The organism is Streptomyces sp. NPDC059166 (genome assembly GCF_042755185.1).
Classification (GTDB): Bacteria; Actinomycetota; Actinomycetes; order Streptomycetales; family Streptomycetaceae; genus Streptomyces.
In genome coordinates this window covers 169,557-196,041 of the sequence record NZ_JBHZCI010000010.1, presented here as the reverse complement: position 1 = coordinate 196,041, position 26,485 = coordinate 169,557, and the positions used below count along the sequence as shown (strand labels likewise).

Below are 26,485 nucleotides of genomic sequence, written 5' to 3'. Positions count from 1 at the left end.
CCGGGGGGGCTGCTACGCGGCCGCGCGCCGTGTACCCGCGGGCTCGGGCCGTCCCGGAGTCGGGCCGTGCCCCGCACCGCTCCCCCGAGCGGTCCGGGCCTCGTCATGTCCGGGCCTCGTGCTGGTGCCCGGGTCGCCGCCGTACCCGGGTCGCCGACGACGCCCGGCACCCGGCGTGCCGGGCGTCGTCGCGGGTCAGCCCGATCCCGGGACGGCGGCAGCGGCCGGGGCGGCGCCCCCGCGCCGTGCGAGCAGTCCCGTGCCCACGGTGATGGTGGTGCAGCAGAGCGCCAGCCCGAACCACACGACGGGTGCCTGGCCGCTGACCGCGAGCGCGACACCGATCGAGGGCCCGGCGAAGTTGCCCACCCCCATCATGGAGTTGGCCAGGGCGTTGGCCCGCGTCAGTTCGCGGTCGGGGACGAGGGAGATCAGCCACGGGTGGAAGGAGCACGAGTACGCGCACTCCCCCAGCGCGAAGAGCACGGCGTAGACGAGGAGCCCGGTGAGCCGGAAACCGTACGGCAGGAAGGCCATGGCTCCGGCGACGGCGTAGCCGACGGTCCACAGGCCCACCGCGATCCGCAGGCCGGCGATCTCCGGGCGGTCCTCCAGGAGACGGGTGATCCGGCCCTGGAGGGAGACGATCACGACGACGTTGACGACCAGCATCAGCGACACCATGAACAGGCCCATGTCCATGAGCCGTTCGGATACGAGCGGGGCGGTGGCCTCGAACTGGCTGAATCCGAAGAGGAACACCGCGAGCTGCACGAGCGCGGCCGGCATCACCGTCCTGGCGAGCGCCGCCATGGGCAGCGCGGTGCCCTCGGCGCTCTCCTCCGCCTTCTCCTCGGCGGCCCTGGCGTGCCGTCCGGCCGTCAGGATGGCGATCGTCAGGGGCAGGATGCCCACGGCGTTGGCCACGAAGAAGTACGGGATGACCGAACGCGGCAGGATCAGTGTGAGGGCGCCCGCCACCAGCGATCCGGCGGCGAGGGTGGCGTTGAGGACGGCGTAGCGGCGGGCGAAGACCTTGCGGCGTTCCTCCGCCGTCACCAGCGAGTTCACCAGCGGCACGATCGCCGCGAGGAATCCGCCCTGGCCGCAGCCGATCGCCACCCCCGCCACGAGGGTCGCGGGGTGGGACCCGACGAACGGCAGGCCCAGGTATCCGCAGAACCACAGCGCCGTGCCGAGCACGCCCAGGGTCACCCGGGGCAGTCTCAGCACTCCGGCGGTGAGCAGCAGCGCCACCGTCAGGTTGGCGATCCCCGCCGCGCCGTAGAAGAGCGCGACGCCCCCGGTGCCGACGCCCGGCCGGTCCGCCAGGTGGATCGCCGTGTAGGGGAAGACCAGGCCGAGGCAGAACGACGACAGGCCGTGGGTGACGATCAGCCGGTCCACGGGTCTCATCCGCGGCGTCCCGGCAGTCATGAGGCGTCACCCGCGAGGGGTTCGACCTCGCTGGTCACCAGGGGCAGCGCGCTCTCCAGGACCCGCGCGCAGGCCGCCTCGTCGGCCCCCTGGGCGATGAGCACCGCCAGCCGGGGTATGGCCTGCCGGGGCGGCAGGCGCAGTCGGGCGCCGGGTTCGGTGAGGACGGCGGCGTGTGCCACGCCGGGGACGGCCCCGGCCGCGTCCGTGGAGACGGAGCGCACCGTGCCGTCGTGTGCCGGGTAGACGAAGCGGACCTCCGCGAGACCGGTCCTGCGGGGTGCGAGGTCGGGGGTGCGCCCCAGAGCGGCCTCGGCGGCCGCCACCACGAGGTCGACCCCGGTGGCGAGCGCCCCGGCGTACGGGATGAGGTCGCCGCCCAGGCGCCCGTTCAGCTCGACCAGCCGGGGGCCGGCGGCGGTGAGACGTACCTCGGCGTGGGTGACGCCCAGTTCGACGCCGAGGGCCCGGTGAGCCTCGGTGAGCAGTTCGCGGACGGACGCGGCCCAGGGCCGGGACTCGTCCCAGGCGCCGACGAGATGGCCGACCTCCTCGAAGTGGGGGGCGTAGCCGAGTCGTTTGCCCGCCACCTGGACGAGCGTCACCTCGCCGTCGGCCACGACGCTGTCGACGCTGATCTCGGGTCCGTCGAGGAACTCCTCGACGAGGATGCCGTGGCCGGTGGGCAGCGTGGAGTACGCGGCCCCGCCGGCGAGCCGGTAGGCGGCGCGTACGGCGGCGGCGTCCTCGGCGAGTACCACGCCCATGCTGCCCGCGAGGGCACGGGGCTTGACGACGACGGGGAGGCCGAGGGACTCCGCGATGCGCTCCGCCTCCTCCTCCGTGTGGGCGAGGCCGTGGCGGACGGAGGGCAGTCCCGCCTCGTCCAGGAGGGAGCGGGTCAGGTACTTGTCCCGGCACCGCCGCGCCGCGGATGCGCTCATATGACGCATCGACAGCTTCTCGGCGGCGGCGGCGGTGACCTCCAGCACGGTCTCGTCCCAGGTCAGCACCGCCGAGTCCGGGCCCCGCAGTTCGTCCAGGGCGGCGGTGACGGCGACGGGGTCGCCGAGGTCGGCCACCCGCCAGCTGTCGAGGTACCGGCGCTGCCAGGTGGGCTCCTCCCCCAGCAGCGCCGAGAGCCTGTGCCGCGCTGCCAGGGCCTCGAAGGCGTAGGCGCGGTAGGGCCGGCCCCCGCTCCCGACGAGGACGATGTGGGTTGCGGTCTCGTTCACGGCGTTTCCTCTCCAGGACCGTGGTCGTGGGGCGTGTGACGGATCAGGAGGCGGACTCGCGCAGCGGGCGCAGTGCCTCCGCCAGCTTGGCGATCTCGTCGAGCATGCCGGTGGCGGCCTCGGCCATCGCCTCGGTTCCGGTGAAGCTGCCGTCGTCGCCTATGTGCGAGCCGATGAAGTGGATGGCCACGGACTCGGTGACGGGGACCATCTTCAGGGTGGTGACCACCTGCTTGGTCATCTGCGCGGCGCGCAGCCCGGCCGAGGTGTTGCCGTAGCTCACGATGCCGACCGGCTTGTACTGCCACTCGAAGTAGAGGTAGTCGATCGCGTTCTTCAGGGCGGCGTTGATGCCGTAGTTGTACTCGGGGGCCACGAACACGAAGGCGTCGGCCTCGTCGACCGTCGCGCTCCAGTCCTTGGTGTGCTGCTTGGTGTACTCCCGGGCGGCGGGGTGGTTGGGCTCGTCGAGCAGGGGGAGACCGACTTCGGCCAGGTCCACGACGCGGATGTCGAAGCCGCCGTGCTTCTCGGCGACGGCGGTGAACCAGTCGGCCACGGCGGGGCCGGTGCGTCCGGGCCGGGTGGAGGCGATGATGACGTGCAGGCGGGGCATGGGACTCCTCGTTCGGGTGCGGTTCGGTGGGGTTCGGGGGGCGGCCGGCGCGTGGCCCGGACGGGGCCGCGCGCCGGTGCGGTCGTTCAGGCCCGGTCCGGGACCCAGCCGTAGGTGTGGTCGATGCGGAACCGGACGACCAGGCGCCGGTCGGTGACCATGGCCTGGCGGTACTCGTCCCAGTCCGGGTGCTCGCCCTGGACCGCCCGGTAGACGTCCACGAGTTCCTCGACCGCGGCGTCCCGCGGATCCGCCGCGACGTCGGAGAGGGTCGCCTCGCCCTCGTACACGGCGTAGGCACCGCCGGACCCGGTCGTCACGTGGAGGCTGACGCGTGGGTCCCTGCGCAGGTTGCCGACCTTGGCGCGGCCGTCCGTCGTGGAGAACCTGATGGTCCGGCTCTCCTCGTCGTACGTGAAGTCGACGTTGGAGAGCTGCGGCCTGCCGTCCTTCTTCAGGGTGACGAGCGCGCCCCGGCTGTGGTCGGCGAGGAGGGAGAGGTGGCTGTTCTGTGGCACGTTGTTCCTTCGGTGGTGCGGTGGTCGGTGGTCCTGTGGTCAGTGGTCCTGTGTCGGTGGGACGGACGCGTCGATTGTGCGGGCCGTCAGACCGCGACGAGCTCCCATAGCTGAAACTCGATCACCGTGTTGTCCGGTTGTCGTCGCTCCGACCGGAGCATGGACAGGCGCAGCCCCGCTTCCTCGGAGAGCTTTTCCAGCAGGGCGGTGTTGCCGATGCTGCTGAAGCCGAGGAGCAGCCTTCCGTCCGGGGTGAGCCGGCCCGGGGCCTCGCGCAGGAAGCGCCGGTGCGCGTCGTAACCGGGGTCGAAGAAGGCGTGGTGCAGGTCCGTCGCGTTGACGAAGTCGGCGGGCGGCTCCGCGAAGTTCGAGTTCCAGTAGATGAGGTCGAAGCGGTCCTCGGGCGCCAGCGCATCGAAGAGGTCGCTCTCCATCACCCGTACCCGGTTCCCGACCGCGTGGCGCTGGACGTTGCGCCGGGTGTTCTCCACCGCCGCGGGACTGATGTCGAGTGCCGTCACCCGCGCGCAGCCGGACTGGGCCGCGATCACGGCGGTCACCCCCGCTCCTGAGCCGATCTCGAGGAAGGAACCTCCGTCGGGGAAGGGCAGCCAGGTGGTGAAGAGGTCGGTGACCGGCGTGTAGGTGGGGCTGAAAACCCCGTCCAGGAGGTCCCATTCGCGGTCGAGGAGGTTGAACTCCCCGGGCCTTGCGGTGTCCTGGGTGTGGCGTCGGAGCAGGGAGCTCGCGCGCCGGAAGCCCGCGTCGTTCATCGTCGCCCTCCCGCGGGGTGCTCGATCAGGGCGAGGACCCGGCTCGGGCTGCCTGAGCCCTTGACGATCGGGAGCGGGCCGGCGACGACCACGGCTCCGGTGGGCGGCAGCAGGGCGAGGTTCCTGAGCTGGGTGAGTCCGTACTTGCCGGCGCCGTGGAGGAACCAGTGGCACGGGTAGGGCTGGTCGGGGAATTCGCCGGCGAGTCCGGCGTCGGTTCCGACGGTCTCCACCCCTATCCCGGTGAGCGGGGTCTTCTCCGCGAGCCACTGCGCGCACTCGGGGGCGACGCCCGGGGTGTGGCGCCCGTTGTGGAAGGCGGAGGGGTCGGCCTGGCGCTCGGCCCAGCCCGTGCGGTAGAGCAGCCAGCCCCCTTCGGGCAGGTCGCCGTGGATCTCCTGCCACCGCTCGACGTGCTCGCGTCGCATCAGGAAGTCCGGGTCCTCGGCGGCCTCGCGCGACAGGTCGATCACGGCGGCGGGGCCGACCAGACTGCCGGGAGGCACCTGGGAGACGTCGTGCGAGTCCTTGCCGGAGAGCCAGTGGACGGGCGCGTCGAAGTGCGTCCCGGTGTGCTCGGAGAGCCGGATGTTGTTCCAGTAGACCGTGGGTCCGGCCGCGTCGTAGTGGCTGATCTCCTCGCGGGCGAAGGGCCAGGGCTGGCCCCGCTCCGGCGGGAGGTCGATGATCGGGGTGTCCTCGGAGAGCGGCGAGGTGAGGTCGACGACCTCGACCGCGCCACTGCGCAGGGCCTCCACCAGCCCGGTCAGCACGCTCATGCGGCACCGTTCCTTGCGGTCGCGGCCGGCAGCCGGGTGCACCACTCGGGGTTCTTGCCCAGTCCGCGCACCGCGTCGTCGTAGAGGTCCTGCAGCCGGCGGGTGAGGGGACCGCGGGCGCCGTCGCCGACGGTCACCCGGTCGACGCTGGTGACGGGGAGCAGCTCGGACATGGTCCCGCAGAGGAAGACCTCCTCCGCGATGTAGAGCTCCGTCCGGTCGATCTCCCGGCGGCGCAGCGTCAGGCCGAGGTGGTCCTGGGCGAGGCGGGCGACGGTCTCGACCGTGATGCCTTCCAGGACCCCGCTGGTGCCCGGTGGTGTGATCAGTTCTCCGTCGCGTACGACGACGACGCAGGAGCCCGGCGCCTCGGCGACGGTGCCGCGCTGGTTGAGCAGCAGCGTCGTGTCGTAGCCGTTGCGCAGCGCCTCGTGCTGGGCGAGGCGGCTGTTGTGGTAGTTGGCGCCGGTCTTGATGCGCGGCGGCATCGAGTCCTCACCGATGCGGCGCCAGGACGAGACGGAGGCGGCGACGCCCTTCCCGTAAGCGGCGGAGCGCGGCACCGGCGTGGAGGTGATGTGCACCCCGGTCTCGGTGGTGTGACCCATCGGGTCGAAGGACGACCCGAGGCCGAAGTACGCGACGACGCAGACGTGGGCGTCCTGGTCGAAGTCGTTGGCCAGGACAAGGTCGGTGCAGGCCTGGGTCAGTTCGGCGTCGGAGTACTCGATCTCCATGTGCAGGCTCTTCATGGAGCGCCGCAGCCGGTTCAGGTGGTCGCCGGCCCGGAAGAGGTGACGGACGCCGTCGGGGTCCTGGTAGACCCGCAGCCCCTCGAAGACGTTGGCTCCCCAGAAGGCGCCCTGGCTGCGGGCGTGGAGCACGCACGCGTCCCAGGGGACGACGCTGCCGTTGAGCCAGGCGTACGGGGGTGTCGCGGTGGTCATATCTGCGTTCCTTCCAGGAGCGTGATGTCGCGCTTCGGGCCGCTGTCGCCGGCGGTCGCGCCCGCGGCGGTGCGCAGGGCGGTGGCGAAGTCGGCCCCGTGCCCAGAGCGTGCGGCCAGGTGCCCGTCCGGCCGCACCAGCCACCAGACCGCCGAGCCGTCGGTGTAACCGGGGGGCAGGGCGGCGGGGTCGGCGTGGACGACGGTGAGGCCGTCGGGCAGGCCGTCGGTGGCGGCGCCGGGCGGCAGGACCACGACGGTCTCCGCCGGGACCGGCCAGTCCCGGGTGCGGGTGTCGGCGACGAGTCGTGCGGCGGAGTGGGCGTCGGGGGCGAGGAACAGGCCCGTGAAGCCCCCTCCGAGCAGTCGGCGCAGCCGCGCCGGTCCCGTCGGGCCGGTGAGCCGGGCGTCCGGGGCGAAGGCCCCGAGCAGGGGGTGCCGCTCCGCTCCGGGCACCAGCGGTGAGTCGCGGTAGGTGTACGGCTCCGCCATGCGCCCGCTGTTGACGCGGCGCTCGGCGAAGGGCAGCACCTTGGAGAGGGTGAGCAGCACGGAGCGCGCCCAGCGGCGCAGGGGGTGCGGGGGCACCATGAAGCGGATGGTGGCCTCGGTGACCGCCAGGTTCTCCCGGGCCGCCGCGTACCGCTCGCTGTGATACGTCTCCAGCAGCTCCTCGCCGGCCTCGCCACGCCGGATCTGCGCCAGCTTCCAGGCGAGGTTGTCGGCGTCCTGGATGCCGCTGTTCATCCCGCGGGAGCCGTACGGGGGCAGGGCGTGCGCGGCGTCCCCGGCGAACAGGACTCTGCCGACGCGGAGCCTGGCCACGACCCTCTGGTGGAAGCGGTAGGTGCTGACCCAGTCGATCTCGTAGGGCACGTCCCCGATGACGGCGCGCACCCGGGCGTCGAAGCGTCCGTCGGCGCGTTCGGCGTCGATGTCCGCGTCGGGCGGAAGCTGCCAGTCGATGCGCCAGATGTCGTCGGGCTGGGGGTGCATCACCAGCTGGCGGCCGGGGTTGAACGACGGGTTGTAGTGGAAGTGCCGCTCCTTGGCGAGCGGGAGCTCGGCCTTGATGTCGGTGATGAGGAAGCGGTCCTTGTGGGTGTAGCCGGTCCACTCCACACCGAGCAGTTCCCGCAGGGTGCTGCGGACACCGTCGCAGGCGACCAGGTGGCCGAAGCGCAGCACGCGCTCCCCGTCGGCGGTGCCCGCGGTGAGCGTCACCGCGTCGGCGTCCTGGGTGACGTCGGAGACCCGGTGGTCCCAGCGGAGGTCGATGAGAGGCTCGGCGGCGGCGCGTTCGGCGAGCACCTGTTCGATGCGGAACTGGCTGATGTTGACGAACGGCCCGTATCCGGGCGGGGAGGGGTACTCGACCGCCCTGATCTCCTCGTCGGCCACATAGGTCCGGGCGACCCGCCAGGTGACGCCTTCGTCGTCGATGGGCGTGGCACATCCGGACTTGTCGAGGATCTCGAGGACGTCGCCCTGGATCAGGCACGCCTTCGAACCCTGCTTGACGAGTCCCGGCTTGCCGTCCAGGACGACGCTGGGGACACCGAAGTCCGCGAGGCGCAGTGCGGCGACCAGCCCGACCGGGCCTGCCCCGACGATGCCCACGGGTGCGTCGAACTCGGTCATCTGGTCCTCACCTTCGCTTCGTCCTCGGCATGGCTGACCTGGTGGAAGACCGGGATGTCACGCACCGCCGCCAGGTAGGGGGTGCCCTCGGTGTAGCCGGTGCCGGTCGCCTCGCCGAGCATGCGCACGGCGAGGCGGTAGTGGGTGCCCCGCCATCGCTGGAGGGCGCCGGCGAAGGCCCGCATCGCGGCGCCGACGCGGGCCCGCTCGGCCTCGTCGAGGTCGCCGGAGTTCCGCGCCTCGCGGTAGGCGTCGTCCAGGTTGGGCTGTCCGCCGGCGAGCCTCTCGCGGATCTCGGGCACGGAGGTGAAGGCCGGTGAGTCCGCGCGCTCGGCGTCGGGGGTGCGGCAGAGTGCCTCGACCAGTTTGTAGCCCCGGGACTGGATGGCGCTCGCGCCCTCCGTGTACTCCCTGAAGGTGCGGAAGGAGTCGATCTGCATCGTGGCGAGCATGGAGAAGAGGGGTGCCGATTCGCGCAGGGACTCCTCGGCCCCCGCGATGAAGTGCACGGCCTCGCCGGTCCGACGTCCGGCCAGCGCGTCGATCGCCGCCCTGAGATGCATGGTGAGCAGGACGAAGGTCGTCTCGAAGGTCTGCAGGACGCGCAGGAACATGTACTCGTCGTGCGAGACGTACACCGGGAGGATGCTCAGGTCCATGGCCCGGCGTTCGGCGAGCGCCATGTCGGCGCGTACGAGGGAGCGCATCTGGCGCGCCCGGTCGACGGTGTCGTCGGAGGTGACCCCGCGGGCCAGCGACATCCGGGTGAGGGCGGGCATGACGGCCCTCAGCCCGTGCTTGCAGCGCTTGACGACGAGGTCGTCCGAGGGCCGAAGCTCACCCAGTCGCATGCTCAGGCCGTCGAGCGCGGCGAGTTCGAAGTCCAGGGAGTCCGCGATGAGCTGTACGGACAACCGGTCGCAGCGTGACCGCGCGAAGGGCGCGGTGGCCACGGGCTCGTCGAGCCCCGGCAGTTCGAGCATCGGCAGCGCGAGGTAGGTCGGGTAGTCGTAGCGGCCGTCCGGCTTGTCCAGCGCGGTGTCCAGGAAGGCGGCGAGGGCGCGGACCTCGGGCCAGGGGCCGCGCATCGCGGGCAGCCGGTCGCGGACGGCGGTGAGCTGTTCGAGCAGTTCCTTGGAGACGAAGTGCTTGCCGACGCGCTGGTAGGCGCGGACGACGGCGTCGTAGGGGAATCTTCCTGGGTCCGGTTCTTGGACCCACGAGGCCAGTTCGGCTGTGGCCATCGCTCCTCCTCATGGTTGAGAGAGTGGTCTCGGCTCGGTGGGGGTGTGCTCAGGAGATCCGGTGGTCCCGCAGCGCCGCGCACAGGTGCTCGACGTCCTCGGCCCGGTTGTAGTAGTGGAAGGAGACACGGGCGACGTCTCCTCTGGGGCTGACCATGACGCCGCGGTCGGCTAGAGCCTCGGCGAGGCCGGCCGGGTCGGGGTCGACGATCCCGATGTGGGCCCCGCGGCGTTCGGGGGCGATGTCCCGGACGTGCTCGCCCTGGGCGCCGAGGTGTTCGGCGGCCAGGGCGGTGAGGCCGCGGATGTGTTCCTGGACGTGCACCGGGTCGGTGCGGGCGATCAGGCCGAGTCCGGCGACGGCCGCGTAGCAGGCGGGGACGGCGGCGGTGCCGGTCTGGTAGCGGGAGGCGGTGTCGGGGAAGTCGAGCGTGCGGGGGTCGAAGGAGAACGGGTCGGGCCGGCCGAACCATCCGGTCAGCGAGGGTTCACGCTCCGCACGGCCGGGTGTACGCGCGTAGAGGAACGCCAGCCCCGGCAGGCCCAGCAGGTATTTCGAGGTCCCGGCCACCAGGTAGTCGCACCCGAGCCGGTCGACGTCGACGGGCTCGACGCCGACGGCCTGGTAGGCGTCGACGAACAGTTCGGCACCCTCCCGGTGGGCGAGGGCGGCGAGTTCGGCCACCGGCATCCGCAGGGCGTCCTGGTAGCCCGTCATCGGTACGGAGACCAGCCTCGTCCGCCCGTCGACCGCCGCCCCGTAGTCGTCCGGCCTCTCGGCGAAGACGACCTGGGCGCCCCTGGGGCGCTGCGCGAGCCACACATGGGCGAGCGAGGGGAATTCCAGCGGAGTGGTGACCACCTTGGGCCGCTCGCTCCAGTCGGCTGTGGAGGCGACCTGGTACGCGCCCACGGAGGCGCTCGGGACGAGGGCGATCTGTTCGGTCCTGGCCCCGATGAGGGAGGCGAACCCTTCGCGGGCCAGGCCGACCTGCTCCTCGAAGAGGTGCCAGGGTGCCTCGGTCCCGGTCATGGCGCCCAGCATGGCGTCCATGGCGGTGTCCAGCGCGGTCGAGCGGGGACCGAGACTGCATCCGGCCAGGTGCACCGTCCGCTCCAGCATGGGAAAGGCGGCCCGGAACGCGGCGGGGCCGGTCACGGCGGTGGCGGTGGCGTCCCGGCCCTTCATGAGAGACCCGCCACGGGCCGGTCGCCCATCGGACCGGTCTCGGTGAGTTCGGTCCTCACCTGCCACAGCTCCGGGAAGTGCTTGTGCGAGATGAGCTTCGCCAGCACGTCCACGGGGGTGCCCTGGGTGCCGACGACCTGGTGCCCGATGATCCGGGTGGTCATCTTGAAGTGCTGGACCCGCCAGATCGAGATCCGCTCGTCCCACTCGATCATCGCCTCCGCGAGCCGGAACTCCGGGGTGTCGACCCCGGAACGGTAGAGCTCCGCGAGGTCGGTGCCCCGGTCGGCCACCAGCTTCAGGAACGCGGCGCCGATGAGCCTGTTGCACGCCCGCACGGAGCGCCAGCCGGGAGAGTCGGCGCCGGAGCCGTGGCCGAGGACGGTCCGGATGGTCTGGAAGTCCCAGGGCGAGAGGTGGCGCATCATCTCCAGCTGCTGGGTGACGAGTCGGGCCCCCAGGGCCGCCCTGGCGAGCAGCCGGGCCGCGGTGTCCAGCTCCCCGGTCTCGATCCTCGCGGTGGCCTCGGTGACCTCGGTGCAGGCGAGCTTGAGCCAGAGCTCCGTCGACTGGTGGACGATCTGGAAGAGGAGTTCGTCCCGGTGGACGGATTCCTCGGGGAGCCGCTGCAGGGACAGCAGGGCGTCCGTCCGCATGTAGCGGGTGTAGTCGTTCTCGCCCTCGCCGGAGAGGATCTGCTCGGAGTAGTCCTTCATCGTGTCGCCTCCGCGTGTGCTGCGTACTCCGCGGCTGCCGACGGCTCCGCATTCGTTCGTACGACGGGTTCGGCGGTGACCCGGAAGCGGGTCGCCGTCTCGGTCAGGGCGGCTTCCACCTCGCCGCTGGTGCGCCCGCGGAACCGGAATCGTCCGCCGACGTGTTCGTAGTAGGCGTCCGCCTCCGGCAGCACCTCGCCGGGAGGCAGCAGTGCCTCGGCGTACGGTCCGCCGGCCCGGCCCACCATCGAGGTGACGTGGGTGATGAGGCAGGGCCGCGTCTCCGGAGCCGGGATCAGCAGCCATCCGCCGATCTCGCCGGTGGCCGGTGCGGCCTCCGCGGCCGGCGCCAGGCCGAGCTGGAGTTCGAACGCGGCCCGCATGAGGTCGTAGCCGTGCAGGTCGCGCCAGATGAACGGGATCTCCGCCCCGCCGACACGCGCCCCCACCTCGAGGAAGACACAGCGCGTGCCGCCGGGCACGGACTCCACGAAGACCTCGAGGTGGAACGGCGTCGGTTCGCCGGTCAGCGCCGCGAGGAAGCCGTCCGCCGCCTCGGCCACGGTCTTGACGACCTCGGGGTCGTCGACCTCGACCGATCCGAGGAAGGACCCCTCGCGGAAGCCCAGACACGTGTTGACGTACCGCGACACCCGGAGCCGTGAGGTGCGCTTCCCGTCGAAGACGCCGTCCACGTGGTGGATCGGGTGCGGGACGAAGGCCTGCACGAGCATCGGTTCGGCGAACACGGGCTCGGCGGTCAGGTCGCCCGGGCCGGTCAGGACGCGGACCCCGGCGCTGGAGCTGCCGATGCGCGGTTTCAGCACCACGGGCCAGCCGCCGGCCGCCGCGAAGTCGAGTACGTCCCCCGGGCTGTCGGCGGCGGCGAACGCGGGCACCGGAAGTCCGGCCGCACGCACCGCCCGGCACATGAGGAGCTTGTCGCGGAACGGCAGCAGGCCCTCCGGGCGGGGGCCCGGCACACCGAGGTCCTCCCGCAGCGCCGCGGCGACCAGCAGGTCGTCCTCCTTCAGGGCGACGATCCGCCTCGGGGTGCCGTGCCGTTCGGTCAGGGCGGCGACGGCGGCCCTCGCCTGGACGGGATCGTCCGTGGCGTCGACGAGGGCGACGCCCGCGGCCTCCGGGGGGACCGAGCCGAGGCCCACCTCGGTACTGACGTAGGTGACCTGGTTGACCGTGTGGTCGACGTAGTCCGGATAGTGCGCGTAGTGCTCGCGCCAGCGGTTGATCACGACTATGTGGGGGCGGTCGTCGTCTCCGACCGGTCTTTCCGGTGACACTCGTGATTCCTTTCACGATGGGGTGCCGGCCTCCGCCGCCGGGACACACCGCGGACGGCTCCGGGCATGGCTCGGCGAGGCGGCGGCCGTGCCGCTCGGGGAGGGGGAGGGTCAGTCGGTGGTGAACACGCAGCTGCTGCGTGTCCCGGGGTTCGAGAAGGAGATCACCGCGCCGTCGGAGGGCTTCAGGGCGCGGACGAACGCTCCCGCGTACCCCTCCTGGTCGACGAAGACACCCCAGTTGGCGGCCCAGCCCTCGGTACGGCCCGACTCCGCGTCGACCACCGGTTCGGCGGCGGGGACCACCAGTCGCTGGACGACCGCGTCGCCGCCGGCCGCCGAGGCGAGCGCCTCGGCCCACTGCCTGTCGTCGGCCTGATGGCCGATCACGGTGCCCACGCCCCCGTAGCCCACACCGGGCTTGAGGACGAGCGTGGCGCGCTCGTCGCGGCAGCGCTCCAGGAGCGCTGCCCGGTCCCCGCCGTGCTGCAGTGCCGGGTCCAGCAGCCTGGTCCAGGGCACGGTCCGGTCCACCACGGCCAGTTCGGACGGGGTGAGGGAGGAGCGGACCGCCGGGTCGTGGAGCAGCGCGAGGCTCCCCTTGCTGGCGTACACACCGCAGTCCAGCCCGAGGAAGAGCGCGGTCCTGCCGGCCTCGTCCGCCCGGTTCAGGGTGTCCAGGACCTCGCGGGCGGCCCGGTCCTCCACGATCTCGCCCGCGACGAAGTAGCGGAGCACCACGTCGAGCGGTGTCCCGCGCAGGGTGATCTTGCCGTTGCGCTCGCCGAGTTCCTGCATCTCTCCGAGCAGCAGGCGCACCCCGTGGTCGGCCATGGCCTCACGCACCGCGAGGAAGACGTGCTCATGGGCGGCGAGCCCGCCGGGGCTCTCGATCAGGGCGACGACCGGCTCGTCCGAGGTGACCGGAGCGGCCGCCCTGCGGAGCGCCGCCGCGACCCGTGGCGCGGTGTCGAGGTGTCCGAGCCCGAAGCGCTCGGCGAAGTCCGCGAATTCCGGTACGCCGAGGAACGCGCGGTTCTGCTGCGCGGTGTCGGTGCCGCCGAGTTCGCTGCCCACGTTGAGTTCGAGCAGGGAGAAGCGCTCGCCGTCGTGGTAGGCGTCGGCCCGTGCGTGCAGGACCGGTGGGTCGCCGGCTCGCCGGCACATCAGGTCGGCCTGCGCGTCGTCCATCCCGATGGCCCGGCAGTAGGCCCGCAGATCGCCGCCGTACACACGGTCGGTGAGGGAGACCATGACGCCGTAGAGCGTCTGGAGGTCCGCGGCGAATGCCTCGATCTCCGCGCGATCGACGAAGAGCGGACGATCCAGGAGGACATGCCCGAATGACTGGGCGTACACGGCGGGGAGTTCCAGTTTGCGTGCCACGTGACGGAGTCCGGATCTGTCTCGAACGCATTCGTCCACGTAGGAGCGGGTGGCGCTGTTGTTCACGAACGTTCCCCCTGAGCTCACAAGTGTTGCTACCCGACGGGTCTCGTCGGATCTGCAGCCATGTTCTGAACTTCCGGCAAAACAGTGCGAGATGGCGCACGTCGTACCTGCTCGGCGCCTCCCGGAAGCTATAGCTGTCTCAGCCACCGGTCAACCCCGCTCAAGCCTTATGCAATTACACAGGCAGTCGATTCACGCCAACCGGCGGAGGAATTGAATGAAGGCAATGAAAAGTGTGCTAGGCGGACCGGTGCCGAACGCACCTAGTGCCCCGGTCATACCCATGGCGGCGAAGTCCGGGGGGAGCGCTTCGACCGGCCCGGGCGGCGGCGATATCAAGTCAGCGGCCCGTCAGGAACCTTTGATGACTTTCGGCCAGCCCGGCGTCCGCGTGGGAGAGCGGCACCGGAACGCCTTCCGGCTGCTCCTCCCCCGGTGCCGGCCGCACCGGGCGGGGTCGGAAGAACAGGGCTCGGCACAGGACGACCGGCACGGGGCGGCGCTGGGGACGCGGCGCAAGGCGCTCCGGAATGTGCTCGCGTCCAGGCGGTCGCGGCTGCTCCAGCGGGCGGGGAACGCCTCCTGGAGCAGCTCCGGGCGGGCCGGGGACGCCTCCGTCACGGCAGGGACGTGCGGATCGGGTGGACCGGCGACACCGAAAGGGCGTGAGAGGACCGGACGGACCGTTGTTCCGCGGCGTGCGGGGGCGTGCACGGCCGCGCCGGGCGATGCGGCGGGGCGCCGGGACCGGGCCCTTCGCCCGGTCACCCGTCGAGCGGACGCCGCCGGTCAGCCGCGGCGCCGGGTGGCGGCCGCAGCGCCGTGGCGGGGCCCCGCCCGACGGCGCACGGCCGCACCCCCCACGCGGCCGGCACCCGTGGCAGGCGCCGGCGGCCATGGGCCCGGCGTCCCGGCGAGCCCGCAGGGACGCGCCGGGCGCCGCCACCGGGGCGGCCGGTCAGGGCCAGGGGCCGCCCCGGGGCGGCCGGAGCCGACGGTGCCCTGGCCCGGGGCGGCCGTCGCTCAGCGGCCGCGCAGGGTCCGGTACGTCGCCACGAGAGCAGCGGTGGAGCTGTCGAGCTCGTCCCCGCCGGTGCCCTCGGTCAGTACCGGTTCGATCCGCTTCGCCAGGACCTTGCCGAGCTCGACACCCCACTGGTCGAAGGAGTCGATGTTCCACACGGCGCCCTGGACGAAGACCTTGTGCTCGTACAGCGCGATCAGCTGGCCGAGCACCGAGGGGGTGAGCCGGTCGGCGAGGATCGTCGTGGTGGGGTGGTTGCCGCGGAACGTCTTGTGCGGGACGAGCTCCTCCGCGACCCCCTCCGCGCGGACCTCCTCGGGCGTCTTGCCGAAGGCGAGCGCCTGCGTCTGGGCGAAGAAGTTGGCCATCAGCAGGTCGTGCTGGGCGATGAGCCCGGGCAGCAGGTCCTGGACGGGCGAGGCGAAGCCGATGAAGTCGGCCGGGATGACCTTCGTGCCCTGGTGGATCAGCTGGTAGTAGGCGTGCTGCCCGTTGGTGCCCGGGGTGCCCCAGACGACCGGGCCGGTCTGCCACTGGACCGGACTGCCGTCCCGGTCAACGGACTTGCCGTTGGACTCCATGTCCAGCTGCTGCAGATACGCGGCGAACTTGGACAGGTAGTGGCTGTAGGGCAGCACGGCGTGCGACTGGGCGTCGAAGAACTGGCCGTACCAGACGCCCAGGAGGCCGAGCAGCAGCGGGACGTTCTCCTCGGCGGGGGCGGTGCGGAAGTGCTCGTCGACGAGGTGGAATCCGTCGAGCATCTCGCGGAAGCGCTCGGGCCCGATGGCGATCATCAGCGAGAGGCCGATGGCGGAGTCGTAGGAGTAGCGGCCGCCGACCCAGTCCCAGAACTCGAACATGTTGGCCGTGTCGATACCGAAGTCGGTGACCTTGTCCGCGTTGGTGGACAGCGCCACGAAGTGCTTGGCGACCGCTTCCTGACCGGCCCTCAGGCCGGTGAGGAGCCAGTCGCGTGCGGACGTGGCGTTGGTGATGGTCTCGATCGTGGTGAAGGTCTTCGAGGCCACGATGAACAGCGTCTCGGCGGGATCCAGGTCGCGGACCGCCTCATGGAGGTCGGCGCCGTCGACGTTGGACACGAAACGGACCGTGAGCGAGCGGTCCGTGAAGGAACGCAGGACCTCGTAGGCCATGGCGGGCCCGAGGTCGGAGCCGCCGATGCCGATGTTCACGATGTTCTTGACCGGCTTGCCGGTGTGACCGGTCCACTCCCCGGCCCTGACACGGTCGGCGAAGGCCGCCATCTTGTCCAGGACGGCGTGCACGGCCGGCACGACGTTCTCGCCGTCGACCTCGATCACGGCGTCGCGGGGCGCGCGCAGCGCGGTGTGCAGGACGGCGCGGTCCTCGGTGGTGTTGATCTTCTCCCCGCGGAACATCGCGTCCCGCAGCCCGGCGACGTCGGTGGCCTCGGCCAGGTCGCGCAGCAGGCGGAGCGTCTCGTCGGTGACGAGGTGCTTGGAGTAGTCGATGTGGAGGTCGCCGACCCGGAGGGTGTAGGCGGTCCCGCGGTCCGGCGCCTCGGCGAACAGCCGGCGCAGATGGCTGTCGCCGAACTCCTCACGGTGCTTGCCGAGAGCCGCCCACTCGGGCATCTGGTTGAGCTTGGTTCGGCTTTGTGCGTTCATCCCGGAAATCGCCCACTTCTTCTCGTACCTGCAACCTTCCCCGCTGCCCCTCCAACCTAATTGATCTGAGAGGTCCACAGGGTCAACGGCGGGCTGCCGGACGGCGAACGGGCTCCGGCCGGCCACCCAGGGGGTGACCGGCCGGTGAACGACTCGGACGAGGGCGCCGCACGGTGGACAGCACGCCGGACCCACACGGCCGGCGCCCGGTCCGGCCTGTGGCCGCCGGTGGGTCCGCTCAGATCTCGCCGCGGAGCTTGGCGAGCGCCTCGGCCAGGATGGCCTCGCCGTCCGCGTCGCTACGCCGCTCACGCACGTATGCGAGGTGTGTCTTGTACGGCTCGGTCCGCGGCGGGGCGGGCGGACTGTCCCGGTCCTGACCGGCCGGGAACCCGCACCGCGGGCAGTCCCAGGTGTCCGGCACCTGTGCGTCATGGGCGAAGCTCGGCTGCGTCTCGTGCCCGTTCGAGCACCAGAAGGAGATGCGGAGGCGCGGCGCGGACTCGCCTCGCTCGGCCTCCCCCATCGGCCCCGCTCCGACCCGGCTTCCCCGGATCGCGTTGCCACTTGCCACGGTCGTAACTCCCTGCGTGATGGTGCTCGAGGATGCCCCAGTCTACGTAAGGCCCAACGCGCGTCCAGTGAAAGGAGTTACACCGTCACCGGGATTCACGGACGTGGGGTCAGCTGTCCAGCTTGATGAGCAGAGCAAGGACGACAATGCACGCGAACCAGGCCAGACCGACCACAACGGTGATGCGGTCGAGGTTCCGCTCCGCGACCGAGGAGCCACCGACGGAGGACTGCATCCCGCCACCGAACATGTCGGAGAGGCCGCCGCCCTTCCCCTTGTGCATCAGCACCAGCAGCATCAGCAGCAGGCTGAAGACGATCAGGGCGATCTCGAACGCCAAAACCACGGCTGGTCCCTACTTTCCGGAATTCCTAGGACTGCATGTACGAACAGCGGGGGCCCGGGGGTCACCCCCCTCGGCCCCCGCAAGGGTACGACGGATCCGCGTCACCGCATACTCACCCGGTCACGGGGACGGACGAACCTACTGGTCGCGGAAGCGGACGATCTTGACGAACTCGTCGGCGTCGAGCGCCGCGCCGCCGATCAGTGCCCCGTCGACGTCCGGCTGGGCCATGATGGCCGCCACGTTGCCGGACTTCACCGAACCGCCGTACTGGATACGGACGGCGTCGGCCAGCTCCTGCGAGTACAGCTCGGCGAGCCGGCGGCGGATCGCGCCGCAGACCTCCTGGGCGTCCTCGGGGGTCGCCACCTCGCCGGTACCGATGGCCCAGACCGGCTCGTAGGCGATCACGATGCTCTCGGCCTGCTCGGCCGGAACGTCCTTGAGGCCGCCGTCGAGCTGCGCCAGCGTGTAGGAGACCTGGTCACCCGCCTTGCGGATGTCCAGGCCCTCGCCGACGCACAGGATCGGGGTCAGGCCGTGCTTGAACGCGGCCTTCACCTTGGCGTTGCAGATCTCGTCGTTCTCGCCGTGGTACTGGCGGCGCTCGCTGTGGCCCACGGCCACGAAGGTGCACTTCAGCTTGGCGAGCATCGGGCCGGAGATCTCACCGGTGTACGCGCCGGAGTCCTGCGCCGAGATGTCCTGGGCGCCGTACTTGATCTTCAGCTTGTCGCCGTCGACCAGCGTCTGGACGGAGCGCAGGTCGGTGAAGGGCGGCAGGACGGCGACCTCGACCGCGTCGTAGTCCTTGTCGGCCAGGGCGAAGGCGAGCTTCTGGACGTGGGCGATGGCCTCGAGGTGGTTGAGGTTCATCTTCCAGTTGCCCGCCATCAGCGGGGTGCGGGTGGTCATGAAAGGTCAGTCCTCCAGTGCGGCGAGTCCGGGAAGCGTCTTGCCCTCGAGGTATTCGAGGCTGGCGCCGCCACCGGTAGAGATGTGTCCGAACGCGTTCTCGTCGAAGCCCAGGATGCGGACGGCCGCGGCGGAGTCCCCGCCACCGACGACGCTGAAGGCCGGGGAGTCGACGAGCGCCTGGGCGACGGCCTTGGTGCCCTGGGCGTAGTCGGGGTGCTCGAAGACACCCATCGGGCCGTTCCAGAAGACGGTGGCGGCGTCGGCGAGCTTCGCCGCGTACAGCTTGCGCGTCTCGGGCCCGATGTCCAGGCCCTCCTGGTCCGCGGGGATGGCGTCGGCGGCGACCGTCGTCGGGTTGGCCGGGGCCTTGGTCTTCAGGTCCGGGAACTCACGCGAGACGAGGACGTCGACGGGAAGCACGAACTCCACACCGAGCTCCTCGGCGCGCTTCAGGTAGCCCTGGACGGCCGGGACCTGGTCCTCCTGGAGCAGCGAGATGCCGACCTCGTGGCCCTTGGCCTTGAGGAAGGTGTACGCCATGCCGCCGCCGATGAGGATGCGGTCGGCCTTCTCCAGCAGGTGGTCGATGACGCCGAGCTTGTCGGAGACCTTGGCTCCGCCGAGCACGACGGCGTAGGGGCGCGCGACGTCCTCGGTGAGCTTCTTCAGGACGCCGACCTCGGTGGCGATCAGGCCTCCCGCCGCGTGCGGCAGCCGGGCCGGGAGGTCGAAGACCGAGGCGTGCTTGCGGTGGACGGCGCCGAAGCCGTCACCCACGTACACGTCGGCCAGCTCGGCGAGCTGGTCGGCGAAGGCGCCGCGCTCGGCGTCGTCCTTGGACGTCTCGCCGGCGTTGAAGCGGAGGTTCTCGATGACGGCGACCTGGCCGTCGGCGAGGGCGGCGACCGTGGCGCGGGCGGACTCGCCGACGGTGTCGGTCGCGAAGGCGACCTCGGTGCCGAGCAGCTCGCCCAGCCGGGCGGCGGCCGGGGCCAGCGAGAACGCCGGGTCCGGGGCACCCTTGGGGCGGCCGAGGTGCGAGGCGACGATGACCCGCGCGCCGGCGGCGGCGAGCTCGGCGACCGTCGGCCGGACGGCGCGGATGCGGCCGTCGTCGGTGATCGTGGTGCCGTCGAGCGGCACGTTGAGGTCGGCGCGGACGAATACCCGCTTACCCGCGACCCCTTCGGCGAGAAGTTCGTCGATCGTCTTCATCTGTTCCCATACTCCTTGGAAGGACGGATGAGCATGCGAGGGGGCTCGGACGGCGCCCCGTCGCGCCGTCCGAGCCCCTCACATCACACCTGGATGCCTGCCGATCCTAGGATCAGAGCTGGCCACCGACGAAGACGGTCAGGTCGACGAGGCGGTTGGAGTAACCCCACTCGTTGTCGTACCAGCCGAGGATCTTCACCGAGTTGCCCTCCTGGACCATGGTCAGGGAGGAGTCGAAGGTGCAGGACGCCGGGTCGCTGACGATGTCCGAGGACACGATCGGGTCCTCGGTGTAGGCCAGGAAGCCCTTCAGGTCGCCGTCCTCGGAGGCCTTCTTGAACGCGGCGTTGACCTCGTCCTTGGTGACCTCGCGCTCCAGGGTGACGACGAGGTCGGTGGCGGAACCGGTCGGGACCGGGACGCGCATCGCGATGCCGTCGAGCTTGCCCTTGAGCTGCGGGAGGACCAGGGCGGTCGCCTTGGCGGCGCCCGTCGTGGTCGGGATGATGTTCTCGGCGGCGGCGCGGGCGCGGCGCAGGTCCGAGTGCGGGAAGTCCAGGATGCGCTGGTCGTTCGTGTACGCGTGGACCGTCGTCATCAGGCCCTTGACGATGCCGAAGTTCTCGTCGAGGACCTTGGCCATCGGCGCCACGCAGTTGGTGGTGCAGGAGGCGTTGGAGATGACGTGGTGGTTGGCCGCGTCGTACTTGTCCTGGTTGACGCCCATCACGATGGTGATGTCCTCGTCCTTGGCCGGAGCCGAGATGAGGACCTTCTTGGCGCCACCGGCGATGTGCTTCTCGGCGTCGGCCTTCTTGGTGAAGATGCCGGTCGACTCGATGACGATGTCGACGCCCAGCTGACCCCAGGGGATGTCGGCCGGGTTGCGCTCGGAGAGCACCTTGATGGTGTGGCCGTCGACGGTGATGGTGTCGGCGGTGTGGCTGACCTCGGCCTTGAGACGACCCAGGATGGTGTCGTACTTCAGAAGGTGCGCCGTGGTCGCGGTGTCACCCAGGTCGTTGACAGCCACGATCTCGATGTCCGCACCCTGCTCCAGCAGCGCGCGGAAGTAGTTACGTCCGATGCGGCCAAAGCCGTTGATGCCTACGCGGATCGTCACGAACCGATCTCCTCGTTAGGAACGCCGGTTTCGATGCCGGCGAGTTTTATAGGGATGTCCCCGACCGCCTCCGACCCTACCTCTCCGAAGGCCCCGGAGTGACATCGAGAGGGGAGCCCTGAAGAGGTATCTCCCTACTCCCGAGTAGGACTGCCGGATTCCGGCAGCGGGGCAGGCGCCTCCCGCCTTCGCCCCGGCGCCGTCACCACGCGTCAACACCCGCCGGGGCCCGCCCCCTTGCACGGAGGGACGAGTACCGGGACCACCGGGGGCGATGTCACCGGGAGTCACGGGCCGGCCCGCGGCCATCCGTTTCCGGCCACCGGGGACGCTTCCGGAAACAGGCCGCCCGGTGCGCTTCGGAGGCGTACGGACGAGGAACCGGAGAGCACGCTCAATTGTGCGGATCGGCACTCAATCGATAAAAGCACCGGGTGTCCGCGGTTTTCGGCGTCCCGCCGTGAACTTCGGAAGACCGGCGCGCTCATTCGTGCACCCCCCGGGCACCGGGGATTTGGAAAGTCTTTCGCCGGAATTCGGAAAACGCCCCGCCGCGACGGGAGGACCCGGCGACCGGGGCCGGCTCGCGGTGTCCGGTGAGCGGCCCCCGGTATCGGGGCCGATTCGCACCGGTCCGGTGAGCGGCCCCCTGGACCGGAGGCCGCTCACCGCACCCTGCCGGCGCCCTCAGCCCACGAGGCCGTCGGCCAGCTCCTCGCTGAGGGTGGATTCCGTGCCGGGGATGCCGAGGTCCTGCGCCCGCTTGTCCGCCATGGCCAGGAGCCGCCGGATCCGGCCCGCCACGGCGTCCTTGGTCAGCGGCGGGTCGGCCAGCGCTCCCAGCTCCTCCAGGGATGCCTGCTTGTGCTCCATGCGCAGCCGTCCCGCCGCCGCGAGGTGCTCGGGGACCTCGTCGCCGAGGATCTCCAGTGCGCGCCCCACACGGGCGCCCGCGGCAACCGCGGCACGGGCGGAGCGGCGGAGGTTCGCGTCGTCGAAGTTGGCGAGCCGGTTGGCGGTGGCGCGGACCTCGCGCCGCATCCGGCGCTCCTCCCACGCGAGCACCGCGTCATGGGCGCCGAGGCGGGTGAGCAGCGCGCCGATGGCGTCACCGTCGCGTACGACAACCCGGTCCACCCCCCGGACCTCGCGTGCCTTGGCGGCGATGGAGAGCCTGCGGGCCGCGCCGACGAGCGCCAGGGCCGCCTCGGGACCGGGGCAGGTCACCTCGAGCGACGAGGAGCGGCCTGGCTCGGTCAGCGAGCCGTGGGCCAGGAAGGCGCCGCGCCAGGCGGCCTCCGCGTCGCAGGTGGCCCCCGAGACCACCTGCGGGGGCAGACCGCGGATGGGACGGCCCCGGCCGTCCACGAGGCCGGTCTGCCGGGCCAGCTGGTCGCCGCCCGCCACCACCCGTACGACGAAGCGCGAGCCCCGTCGCAGTCCTCCGGGCGCCATCACGATCAGCTCCGAGCTGTGCCCGAAGATCTCCAGGATGTCCCGCTTGAGCCTGCGCGCCGCGCTCCCCGTGTCCAGCTCGGCCTCGATCACGATCCGGCCGCTCACCAGGTGCAGCCCGCCCGCGAACCGGAGAATCGCCGAGACCTCTGCCTTTCTGCAGCAGGTCCGGGTGACGGGAAGCCGAGAGATTTCGTCCTTCACCGCTGGCGTCATCGCCATGGGCCGATCCTTCCATGCATCCGAAAAATACGGTCGTACGCGGCGGCCAACAGCTCCGGATCATGGATCGGAACGCCGTCGGGTGAGGCCACGGGGGCCAGCTCGACCGCGGCTCCGAGCCGCTGGGCGGCGTCGGCGAGGGACTCACGGTCGGGCACAGCGGCCTCGTCGGCCAGCACCACGTCCATGGCGAGTTTAGGGGCGTGTCGTCCCAAAACCTCCAAATGACGCTGCGGTGAGAAGCCATCTGTTTCGCCGGGCTGGGGTGCGAGGTTCAGCGAGAGCACCTTGCGCGCCTTCGTGGTCACCAGCGCGTCGAGCAGCTCGGGTACCAGGAGGTGCGGGATGACGGACGAGAACCAGGAGCCGGGCCCGAGCACCACCCAGTCGGCGTCGAGGACGGCGGCCACCGCCTCGGGCACCGCCGGCGGGTCCGCGGGGACGACGTGGACGGACTGCACCTCGCCGGGTGTCAGCGCCACCGTGGCCTGGCCGCGCACGGTGACGGTGTCGCCGGGACGGCGCGGGTCGTGCCCCCGTACGAGCGCCTGGAGCTCCAGGGGCACGGCGGACATCGGCAGCACCCTGCCGTGCGCTCCGAGCAGCTTCCCGACGAGGTCGAGGGCCTGGACGTGGTCCCCGAGCTGCTCCCACAGGGCGACGATGAGCAGGTTGCCCACCGCGTGCTCGTGGAGGTCGCCCTTGGACTCGAAGCGGTGCTGGATGACCTGGGCCCAGGTCTGGCCCCACTCGTCGTCGCCGCACAGGGCTGCGAGCGCCTTGCGCAGATCGCCCGGCGGGAGGACCCCGAGCTCCTCGCGGAGCCGTCCGCTGGAGCCGCCGTCGTCGGCGACGGTGACGACGGCCGTGAGGTCGCCGGTGATCCGGCGCAGCGCCGTGAGCGACGCGGACAGGCCCATGCCGCCGCCGAGCGCGACGACCTTGGGCTGTGCGCCGCGCTTGCGGCCGGAGAGCGCGGCTGTGGCCCTGCTCAGCCGGCGCTGGCGCAGATTGCGGTTGGTCACTCGCGCCCCATGTCCCGGTGCACGAGGACGGTCTCGATCCCTTCGGTCGCCAGCCTGCGGGCGAGCTTCTCCGACATGGCGACGGAACGGTGCTTGCCGCCCGTGCAGCCCACCGCGATGGTCACGTAGCGCTTGCCCTCGCGGCGGTAGCCCGCGGCGATCAGCTGGAGCAGCTCCGTGTACTGGTTGAGGAACTCCTTGGCGCCCGGCTGGTCGAAGACGTAGTCGGACACCTCCTCGTTGAGGCCGGTGAAGGGGCGGAGCTCGGGGACCCAGTGCGGATTGGGCAGGAAGCGGCAGTCGACGACGAGGTCGGCGTCGACCGGCAGGCCGTACTTGAAGCCGAAGGACATCACCGTGGCCCGCAGCTCCGGCTCCTCGTCACCCGCGAACTGCGCGTCCATCTTGGCCCGCAGTTCGTGCACGTTGAGGCTGGAGGTGTCGATGACCAGGTCGGCGTCGCCCCTCAGCTCGCGCAGGAGGTCGCGCTCGGCGGCGATGCCGTCGACGATGCGCCCGTCGCCCTGGAGCGGGTGCGGGCGGCGGACCGACTCGAACCGGCGCACGAGTGCGTCGTCCGAGGACTCCAGGAAGACGATCCGCCGGGTGACGTGCTTGGCCTCCAGGTCCGCGAGGGACTCCCGGAGGTTGTCGAAGAAGCGGCGCCCCCGTACGTCGACGACGACGGCGATCCGGGCGACGTTGCCCTGGGACCGGGCGCCCAGCTCCACCATGGTGGGGATCAGTGCGGGCGGCAGGTTGTCCACGACGAACCAGCCGAGATCTTCCAGGCACTTGGCCGCCGTGCTGCGCCCGGCACCCGACATGCCGGAGATGATCACCAGCTCGGGGATGGCGGGCGCGGTGGCCTCGGCCTTCTCCGGGGTGCTTGCCGTACTCACGTGTGCTGCTCCGTCTGCTCGACCGCGTTCGTCCTGTGGTTCCTGCGGCTGTCCGGTCATGTCGTGCTGCCCCCGTCGTCCTCTTCGATGATCTCTCCTGTGGCCGTGTTCACGGCGGGTGCGGCCGGGGCCGCCGAGGCGAAGGCGGCGGCCACCGATTCCGCGGTCTTGCGCCCTATGCCCGGCACCTCGCGGATCTCGTCGATTGTCGCCTGCCGCAGCTTCCTGACGGAGCCGAAATGCTTGATCAGTGCCTGCTTGCGCGTCTCGCCCAGACCCGCGACGTCGTCCAGGGGGCTGCTGCGGATCCGCTTGGCGCGCTTCGCGCGCTGGTAGGTGATGGCGAAGCGGTGCGCCTCGTCCCGGATCCTCTGGAGGAGGTAGAGGCCCTCGCTGGAGCGGGGCAGCACCACGGGGTCGTCGTCGTCGGGGAGCCAGACCTCCTCCAGGCGCTTGGCGAGACCGCAGACGGCGATGTCGTCGATGCCCAGCTCGTCCAGGGCCCGCTTGGCCGCGGCGACCTGGGGCTGCCCTCCGTCGACCACGACGAGCTGCGGCGGGTAGGCGAAGCGCCTCGGCCTGCCGTCGTCCTCCCGGGGCCCGTCCCCGGGCTCCCGGGGACCTGCCTCGACCGGCGAGGGGGTCCCGGACGCGGCCCCTGTGGCGGGTGTGCCCTCCTCGGGGGCGGGGCCCGTGGGGGCCGGGGTGTCTTCCCACTCCCCCGTGCGCTCCTTCTCCTGGAGGTAGCGCTTGAACCGGCGGCCGATGACCTCGTGCATCGAGCGGACGTCGTCCTGGCCCTCGAAGCCCTTGATCTGGAAGCGGCGGTACTCGCTCTTGCGCGCCAGGCCGTCCTCGAAGACGACCATGGAGGCGACCACGTCGTCACCCTGGAGGTGCGAGATGTCGAAGCACTCCACGCGCAGTGGCGCGGAGTCCAGGCCGAGTGCCTCGGCGATCTCCTCAAGGGCGCGCGAGCGCGTGGTGAGGTCGGAGGCACGCTTGGTCTTGTGGAGCCCGAGAGCCTGCTGGGCGTTGCGCTGGACCGTGACCATGAGGTCCTTCTTGTCGCCCCGCTGCGGGATCCGCAGGCTGACCTGCGAACCTCTGCGCCCGGCGAGCCACTCGGAGACCGCGTCCGGGTCCTCGGGGAGCGCCGGGACCAGCACCTCCTTGGGGACGGAGTCCCCCGCCTCCTCCCCGTAGAGCTGCTGGAGGGCGTGTTCCACCAGTCCGGCCGTGTCCACGGCCTCGACCTTGTCGGTGACCCAGCCGCGCTGGCCGCGCACCCGGCCGCCGCGGACGTGGAAGATCTGGACCGCGGCCTCCAGCTCGTCCTCCGCGACGGCGATGAGGTCGGCGTCCGTCGCGTCCGCGAGGACCACGGCGCTCTTCTCCATGGCCCGTTTCAGCGCCTCCGCGTCGTCGCGGAGGCGGGCCGCACGCTCGTACTCCATCTCCTCGGCCGCCTGCATCATGTCCTTCTCGAGGCGGCGGATGTACGTCCCGGTGCGGCCGGCCATGAAGTCGCAGAAGTCCTCGGCCAGATCGCGGTGTTCCTCGGGGGTGACCCGTCCGACGCAGGGCGCGGAGCACTTGCCGATGTAGCCGAGGAGGCAGGGCCTGCCGGTGCGCTCGGCGTTCTTGAAGACCCCGGCGGAGCACGTGCGTACGGGGAAGACCCGCAGCATCAGGTCGACGGTCTCGCGGATCGCCCAGGCGTGCCCGTACGGGCCGAAGTAGCGCACGCCCTTCTTCTTGGCGCCGCGCATCACCTGGACGCGGGGGAAGTCCTCGTTCAGCGTCACCGCGAGATACGGATAGCTCTTGTCGTCGCGGTACTTGACGTTGAACCGGGGGTCGAACTCCTTGATCCAGGAGTACTCCAGCTGCAGCGCCTCGACCTCGGTGGAGACGACCGTCCACTCCACGGACGCGGCCGTGGTGACCATCGTGCGGGTGCGCGGGTGCAGACCGGCCAGGTCCTGGAAGTAGTTGGCCAGGCGCTGGCGCAGGTTCTTCGCCTTCCCGACGTAGATCACCCGGCGGTGCTCGTCGCGGAACTTGTAGACCCCCGGGGAGTCGGGGATCTGTCCCGGCTTGGGGCGGTAGCTGGAGGGGTCTGCCATGCCTCACACCCTACTTGCGGGCGCTGACGGAGCGGGATCCGATCGGTCGCCGG

The 26,485-nt window shown here is 71.2% G+C and carries 23 protein-coding genes; all 23 read right to left on the bottom strand.

The annotated features are described in order from the left end of the window. Positions 1 to 195: 195 nt before the first annotated feature. Complete coding sequence (locus tag ACFXOA_RS10630; RefSeq protein WP_385024762.1) at positions 196 to 1,437, bottom strand: MFS transporter; 1,242 nt, start codon at positions 1,435 to 1,437, stop codon at positions 196 to 198. After that, complete coding sequence (locus ACFXOA_RS10625; RefSeq protein ID WP_385024760.1) at positions 1,434 to 2,672, bottom strand: ATP-grasp domain-containing protein; 1,239 nt, start codon at positions 2,670 to 2,672, stop codon at positions 1,434 to 1,436. Before ACFXOA_RS10625 ends, ACFXOA_RS10630 begins: the two co-directional genes overlap by 4 nt. A 43-nt stretch (positions 2,673 to 2,715) precedes the next feature. After that, positions 2,716 to 3,288, bottom strand: a complete 573-nt coding sequence (locus tag ACFXOA_RS10620; RefSeq protein WP_385024758.1) for an NADPH-dependent FMN reductase — start codon at positions 3,286 to 3,288, stop codon at positions 2,716 to 2,718. 86 nt (positions 3,289 to 3,374) lie between these two features. Continuing rightward, on the bottom strand, positions 3,375 to 3,806 hold the full coding sequence (locus tag ACFXOA_RS10615) for a PPOX class F420-dependent oxidoreductase (RefSeq protein WP_385024756.1): 432 nt from the start codon (positions 3,804 to 3,806) through the stop codon (positions 3,375 to 3,377). 86 nt (positions 3,807 to 3,892) lie between these two features. Beyond that, the gene (locus tag ACFXOA_RS10610; RefSeq protein WP_385024754.1) at positions 3,893 to 4,579 is read right to left on the bottom strand and encodes a methyltransferase; all 687 of its coding nucleotides are present in this window, start codon (positions 4,577 to 4,579) and stop codon (positions 3,893 to 3,895) included. Then, entirely contained in the window at positions 4,576 to 5,358 is a 783-nt protein-coding gene (locus ACFXOA_RS10605) for a cyclase family protein (protein WP_385024752.1), read from the bottom strand. Before ACFXOA_RS10605 ends, ACFXOA_RS10610 begins: the two co-directional genes overlap by 4 nt. Next, positions 5,355 to 6,305, bottom strand: a complete 951-nt coding sequence (gene ilvE / locus ACFXOA_RS10600) for a branched-chain-amino-acid transaminase (protein WP_385024750.1) — start codon at positions 6,303 to 6,305, stop codon at positions 5,355 to 5,357. The genes ACFXOA_RS10605 and ilvE overlap by 4 nt, the downstream gene beginning before the upstream one ends. Further along, positions 6,302 to 7,945, bottom strand: a complete 1,644-nt coding sequence (locus ACFXOA_RS10595) for an FAD-dependent monooxygenase (RefSeq protein WP_385024748.1) — start codon at positions 7,943 to 7,945, stop codon at positions 6,302 to 6,304. The genes ilvE and ACFXOA_RS10595 overlap by 4 nt, the downstream gene beginning before the upstream one ends. Continuing rightward, positions 7,942 to 9,189, bottom strand: a complete 1,248-nt coding sequence (locus tag ACFXOA_RS10590) for a tryptophan 2,3-dioxygenase (RefSeq protein WP_385024746.1) — start codon at positions 9,187 to 9,189, stop codon at positions 7,942 to 7,944. Before ACFXOA_RS10590 ends, ACFXOA_RS10595 begins: the two co-directional genes overlap by 4 nt. 49 nt (positions 9,190 to 9,238) lie before the next feature. Continuing rightward, entirely contained in the window at positions 9,239 to 10,378 is a 1,140-nt protein-coding gene (locus ACFXOA_RS10585; protein WP_385024744.1) for an aminotransferase class V-fold PLP-dependent enzyme, read from the bottom strand. Further along, positions 10,375 to 11,094 (bottom strand): tryptophan 2,3-dioxygenase family protein, encoded by a 720-nt coding sequence (locus tag ACFXOA_RS10580; RefSeq protein ID WP_385024742.1) that lies wholly within the window; start codon positions 11,092 to 11,094, stop codon positions 10,375 to 10,377. Before ACFXOA_RS10580 ends, ACFXOA_RS10585 begins: the two co-directional genes overlap by 4 nt. Further along, entirely contained in the window at positions 11,091 to 12,395 is a 1,305-nt protein-coding gene (locus ACFXOA_RS10575; protein ID WP_385024740.1) for an acetyl-CoA carboxylase biotin carboxylase subunit family protein, read from the bottom strand. Before ACFXOA_RS10575 ends, ACFXOA_RS10580 begins: the two co-directional genes overlap by 4 nt. Positions 12,396 to 12,506: 111 nt before the next feature. After that, positions 12,507 to 13,781 carry a hypothetical protein gene (locus tag ACFXOA_RS10570; protein WP_385024738.1) on the bottom strand — a complete coding sequence of 425 codons (1,275 nt, stop codon included), beginning with the start codon at positions 13,779 to 13,781 and terminating at the stop codon, positions 12,507 to 12,509. A gap of 1,089 nt (positions 13,782 to 14,870) precedes the next feature. Continuing rightward, positions 14,871 to 16,523, bottom strand: coding sequence for a glucose-6-phosphate isomerase (gene pgi, locus ACFXOA_RS10565; RefSeq protein ID WP_385024736.1), 1,653 nt, complete (start codon positions 16,521 to 16,523; stop codon positions 14,871 to 14,873). Between the two features lie 238 nt (positions 16,524 to 16,761). Beyond that, complete coding sequence (locus ACFXOA_RS10560) at positions 16,762 to 17,097, bottom strand: RNA polymerase-binding protein RbpA (protein ID WP_385024734.1); 336 nt, start codon at positions 17,095 to 17,097, stop codon at positions 16,762 to 16,764. A gap of 109 nt (positions 17,098 to 17,206) precedes the next feature. After that, positions 17,207 to 17,443, bottom strand: a complete 237-nt coding sequence (gene secG / locus ACFXOA_RS10555) for a preprotein translocase subunit SecG (protein ID WP_014156893.1) — start codon at positions 17,441 to 17,443, stop codon at positions 17,207 to 17,209. A 138-nt stretch (positions 17,444 to 17,581) separates the two neighbouring features. After that, positions 17,582 to 18,358 (bottom strand): triose-phosphate isomerase, encoded by a 777-nt coding sequence (gene tpiA / locus ACFXOA_RS10550; RefSeq protein ID WP_385024732.1) that lies wholly within the window; start codon positions 18,356 to 18,358, stop codon positions 17,582 to 17,584. Positions 18,359 to 18,364: 6 nt separating this feature from the next. Then, positions 18,365 to 19,576: a phosphoglycerate kinase gene (locus ACFXOA_RS10545; RefSeq protein ID WP_385024730.1), complete on the bottom strand. Its 1,212-nt coding sequence runs from the start codon at positions 19,574 to 19,576 to the stop codon at positions 18,365 to 18,367. 112 nt (positions 19,577 to 19,688) lie between these two features. Further along, the gene (gene gap / locus ACFXOA_RS10540; protein WP_362542866.1) at positions 19,689 to 20,699 is read right to left on the bottom strand and encodes a type I glyceraldehyde-3-phosphate dehydrogenase; all 1,011 of its coding nucleotides are present in this window, start codon (positions 20,697 to 20,699) and stop codon (positions 19,689 to 19,691) included. 687 nt (positions 20,700 to 21,386) lie between these two features. Beyond that, positions 21,387 to 22,376, bottom strand: coding sequence for a DNA-binding protein WhiA (gene whiA, locus ACFXOA_RS10535; protein WP_385024728.1), 990 nt, complete (start codon positions 22,374 to 22,376; stop codon positions 21,387 to 21,389). Then, positions 22,367 to 23,401, bottom strand: coding sequence for a uridine diphosphate-N-acetylglucosamine-binding protein YvcK (yvcK, locus tag ACFXOA_RS10530; RefSeq protein WP_385024726.1), 1,035 nt, complete (start codon positions 23,399 to 23,401; stop codon positions 22,367 to 22,369). Before yvcK ends, whiA begins: the two co-directional genes overlap by 10 nt. Continuing rightward, positions 23,398 to 24,363 (bottom strand): RNase adapter RapZ, encoded by a 966-nt coding sequence (gene rapZ / locus ACFXOA_RS10525; RefSeq protein ID WP_385024724.1) that lies wholly within the window; start codon positions 24,361 to 24,363, stop codon positions 23,398 to 23,400. Before rapZ ends, yvcK begins: the two co-directional genes overlap by 4 nt. Then, complete coding sequence (gene uvrC / locus ACFXOA_RS10520) at positions 24,360 to 26,432, bottom strand: excinuclease ABC subunit UvrC (RefSeq protein WP_385024722.1); 2,073 nt, start codon at positions 26,430 to 26,432, stop codon at positions 24,360 to 24,362. Before uvrC ends, rapZ begins: the two co-directional genes overlap by 4 nt. Positions 26,433 to 26,485: the final 53 nt, after the last annotated feature.

Bases quoted from the DNA above. Each gene is read 5' to 3' on its own strand.
- ACFXOA_RS10630 (WP_385024762.1), bottom strand. From the start codon at position 1,437: ATGACTGCCGGGACGCCGCGGATGAGACCCGTGGACCGGCTGATCGTC.
- ACFXOA_RS10620 (WP_385024758.1), bottom strand. From the start codon at position 3,288: ATGCCCCGCCTGCACGTCATCATCGCCTCCACCCGGCCCGGACGCACC.
- ACFXOA_RS10610 (WP_385024754.1), bottom strand. From the start codon at position 4,579: ATGAACGACGCGGGCTTCCGGCGCGCGAGCTCCCTGCTCCGACGCCAC.
- ACFXOA_RS10605 (WP_385024752.1), bottom strand. From the start codon at position 5,358: ATGAGCGTGCTGACCGGGCTGGTGGAGGCCCTGCGCAGTGGCGCGGTC.
- ilvE (WP_385024750.1), bottom strand. From the start codon at position 6,305: ATGACCACCGCGACACCCCCGTACGCCTGGCTCAACGGCAGCGTCGTC.
- ACFXOA_RS10595 (WP_385024748.1), bottom strand. From the start codon at position 7,945: ATGACCGAGTTCGACGCACCCGTGGGCATCGTCGGGGCAGGCCCGGTC.
- ACFXOA_RS10590 (WP_385024746.1), bottom strand. From the start codon at position 9,189: ATGGCCACAGCCGAACTGGCCTCGTGGGTCCAAGAACCGGACCCAGGA.
- ACFXOA_RS10585 (WP_385024744.1), bottom strand. From the start codon at position 10,378: ATGAAGGGCCGGGACGCCACCGCCACCGCCGTGACCGGCCCCGCCGCG.
- ACFXOA_RS10580 (WP_385024742.1), bottom strand. From the start codon at position 11,094: ATGAAGGACTACTCCGAGCAGATCCTCTCCGGCGAGGGCGAGAACGAC.
- pgi (WP_385024736.1), bottom strand. From the start codon at position 16,523: ATGAACGCACAAAGCCGAACCAAGCTCAACCAGATGCCCGAGTGGGCG.
- tpiA (WP_385024732.1), bottom strand. From the start codon at position 18,358: ATGACCACCCGCACCCCGCTGATGGCGGGCAACTGGAAGATGAACCTC.
- ACFXOA_RS10545 (WP_385024730.1), bottom strand. From the start codon at position 19,576: ATGAAGACGATCGACGAACTTCTCGCCGAAGGGGTCGCGGGTAAGCGG.
- whiA (WP_385024728.1), bottom strand. From the start codon at position 22,376: ATGGCGATGACGCCAGCGGTGAAGGACGAAATCTCTCGGCTTCCCGTC.
- rapZ (WP_385024724.1), bottom strand. From the start codon at position 24,363: ATGACCGGACAGCCGCAGGAACCACAGGACGAACGCGGTCGAGCAGAC.
- uvrC (WP_385024722.1), bottom strand. From the start codon at position 26,432: ATGGCAGACCCCTCCAGCTACCGCCCCAAGCCGGGACAGATCCCCGAC.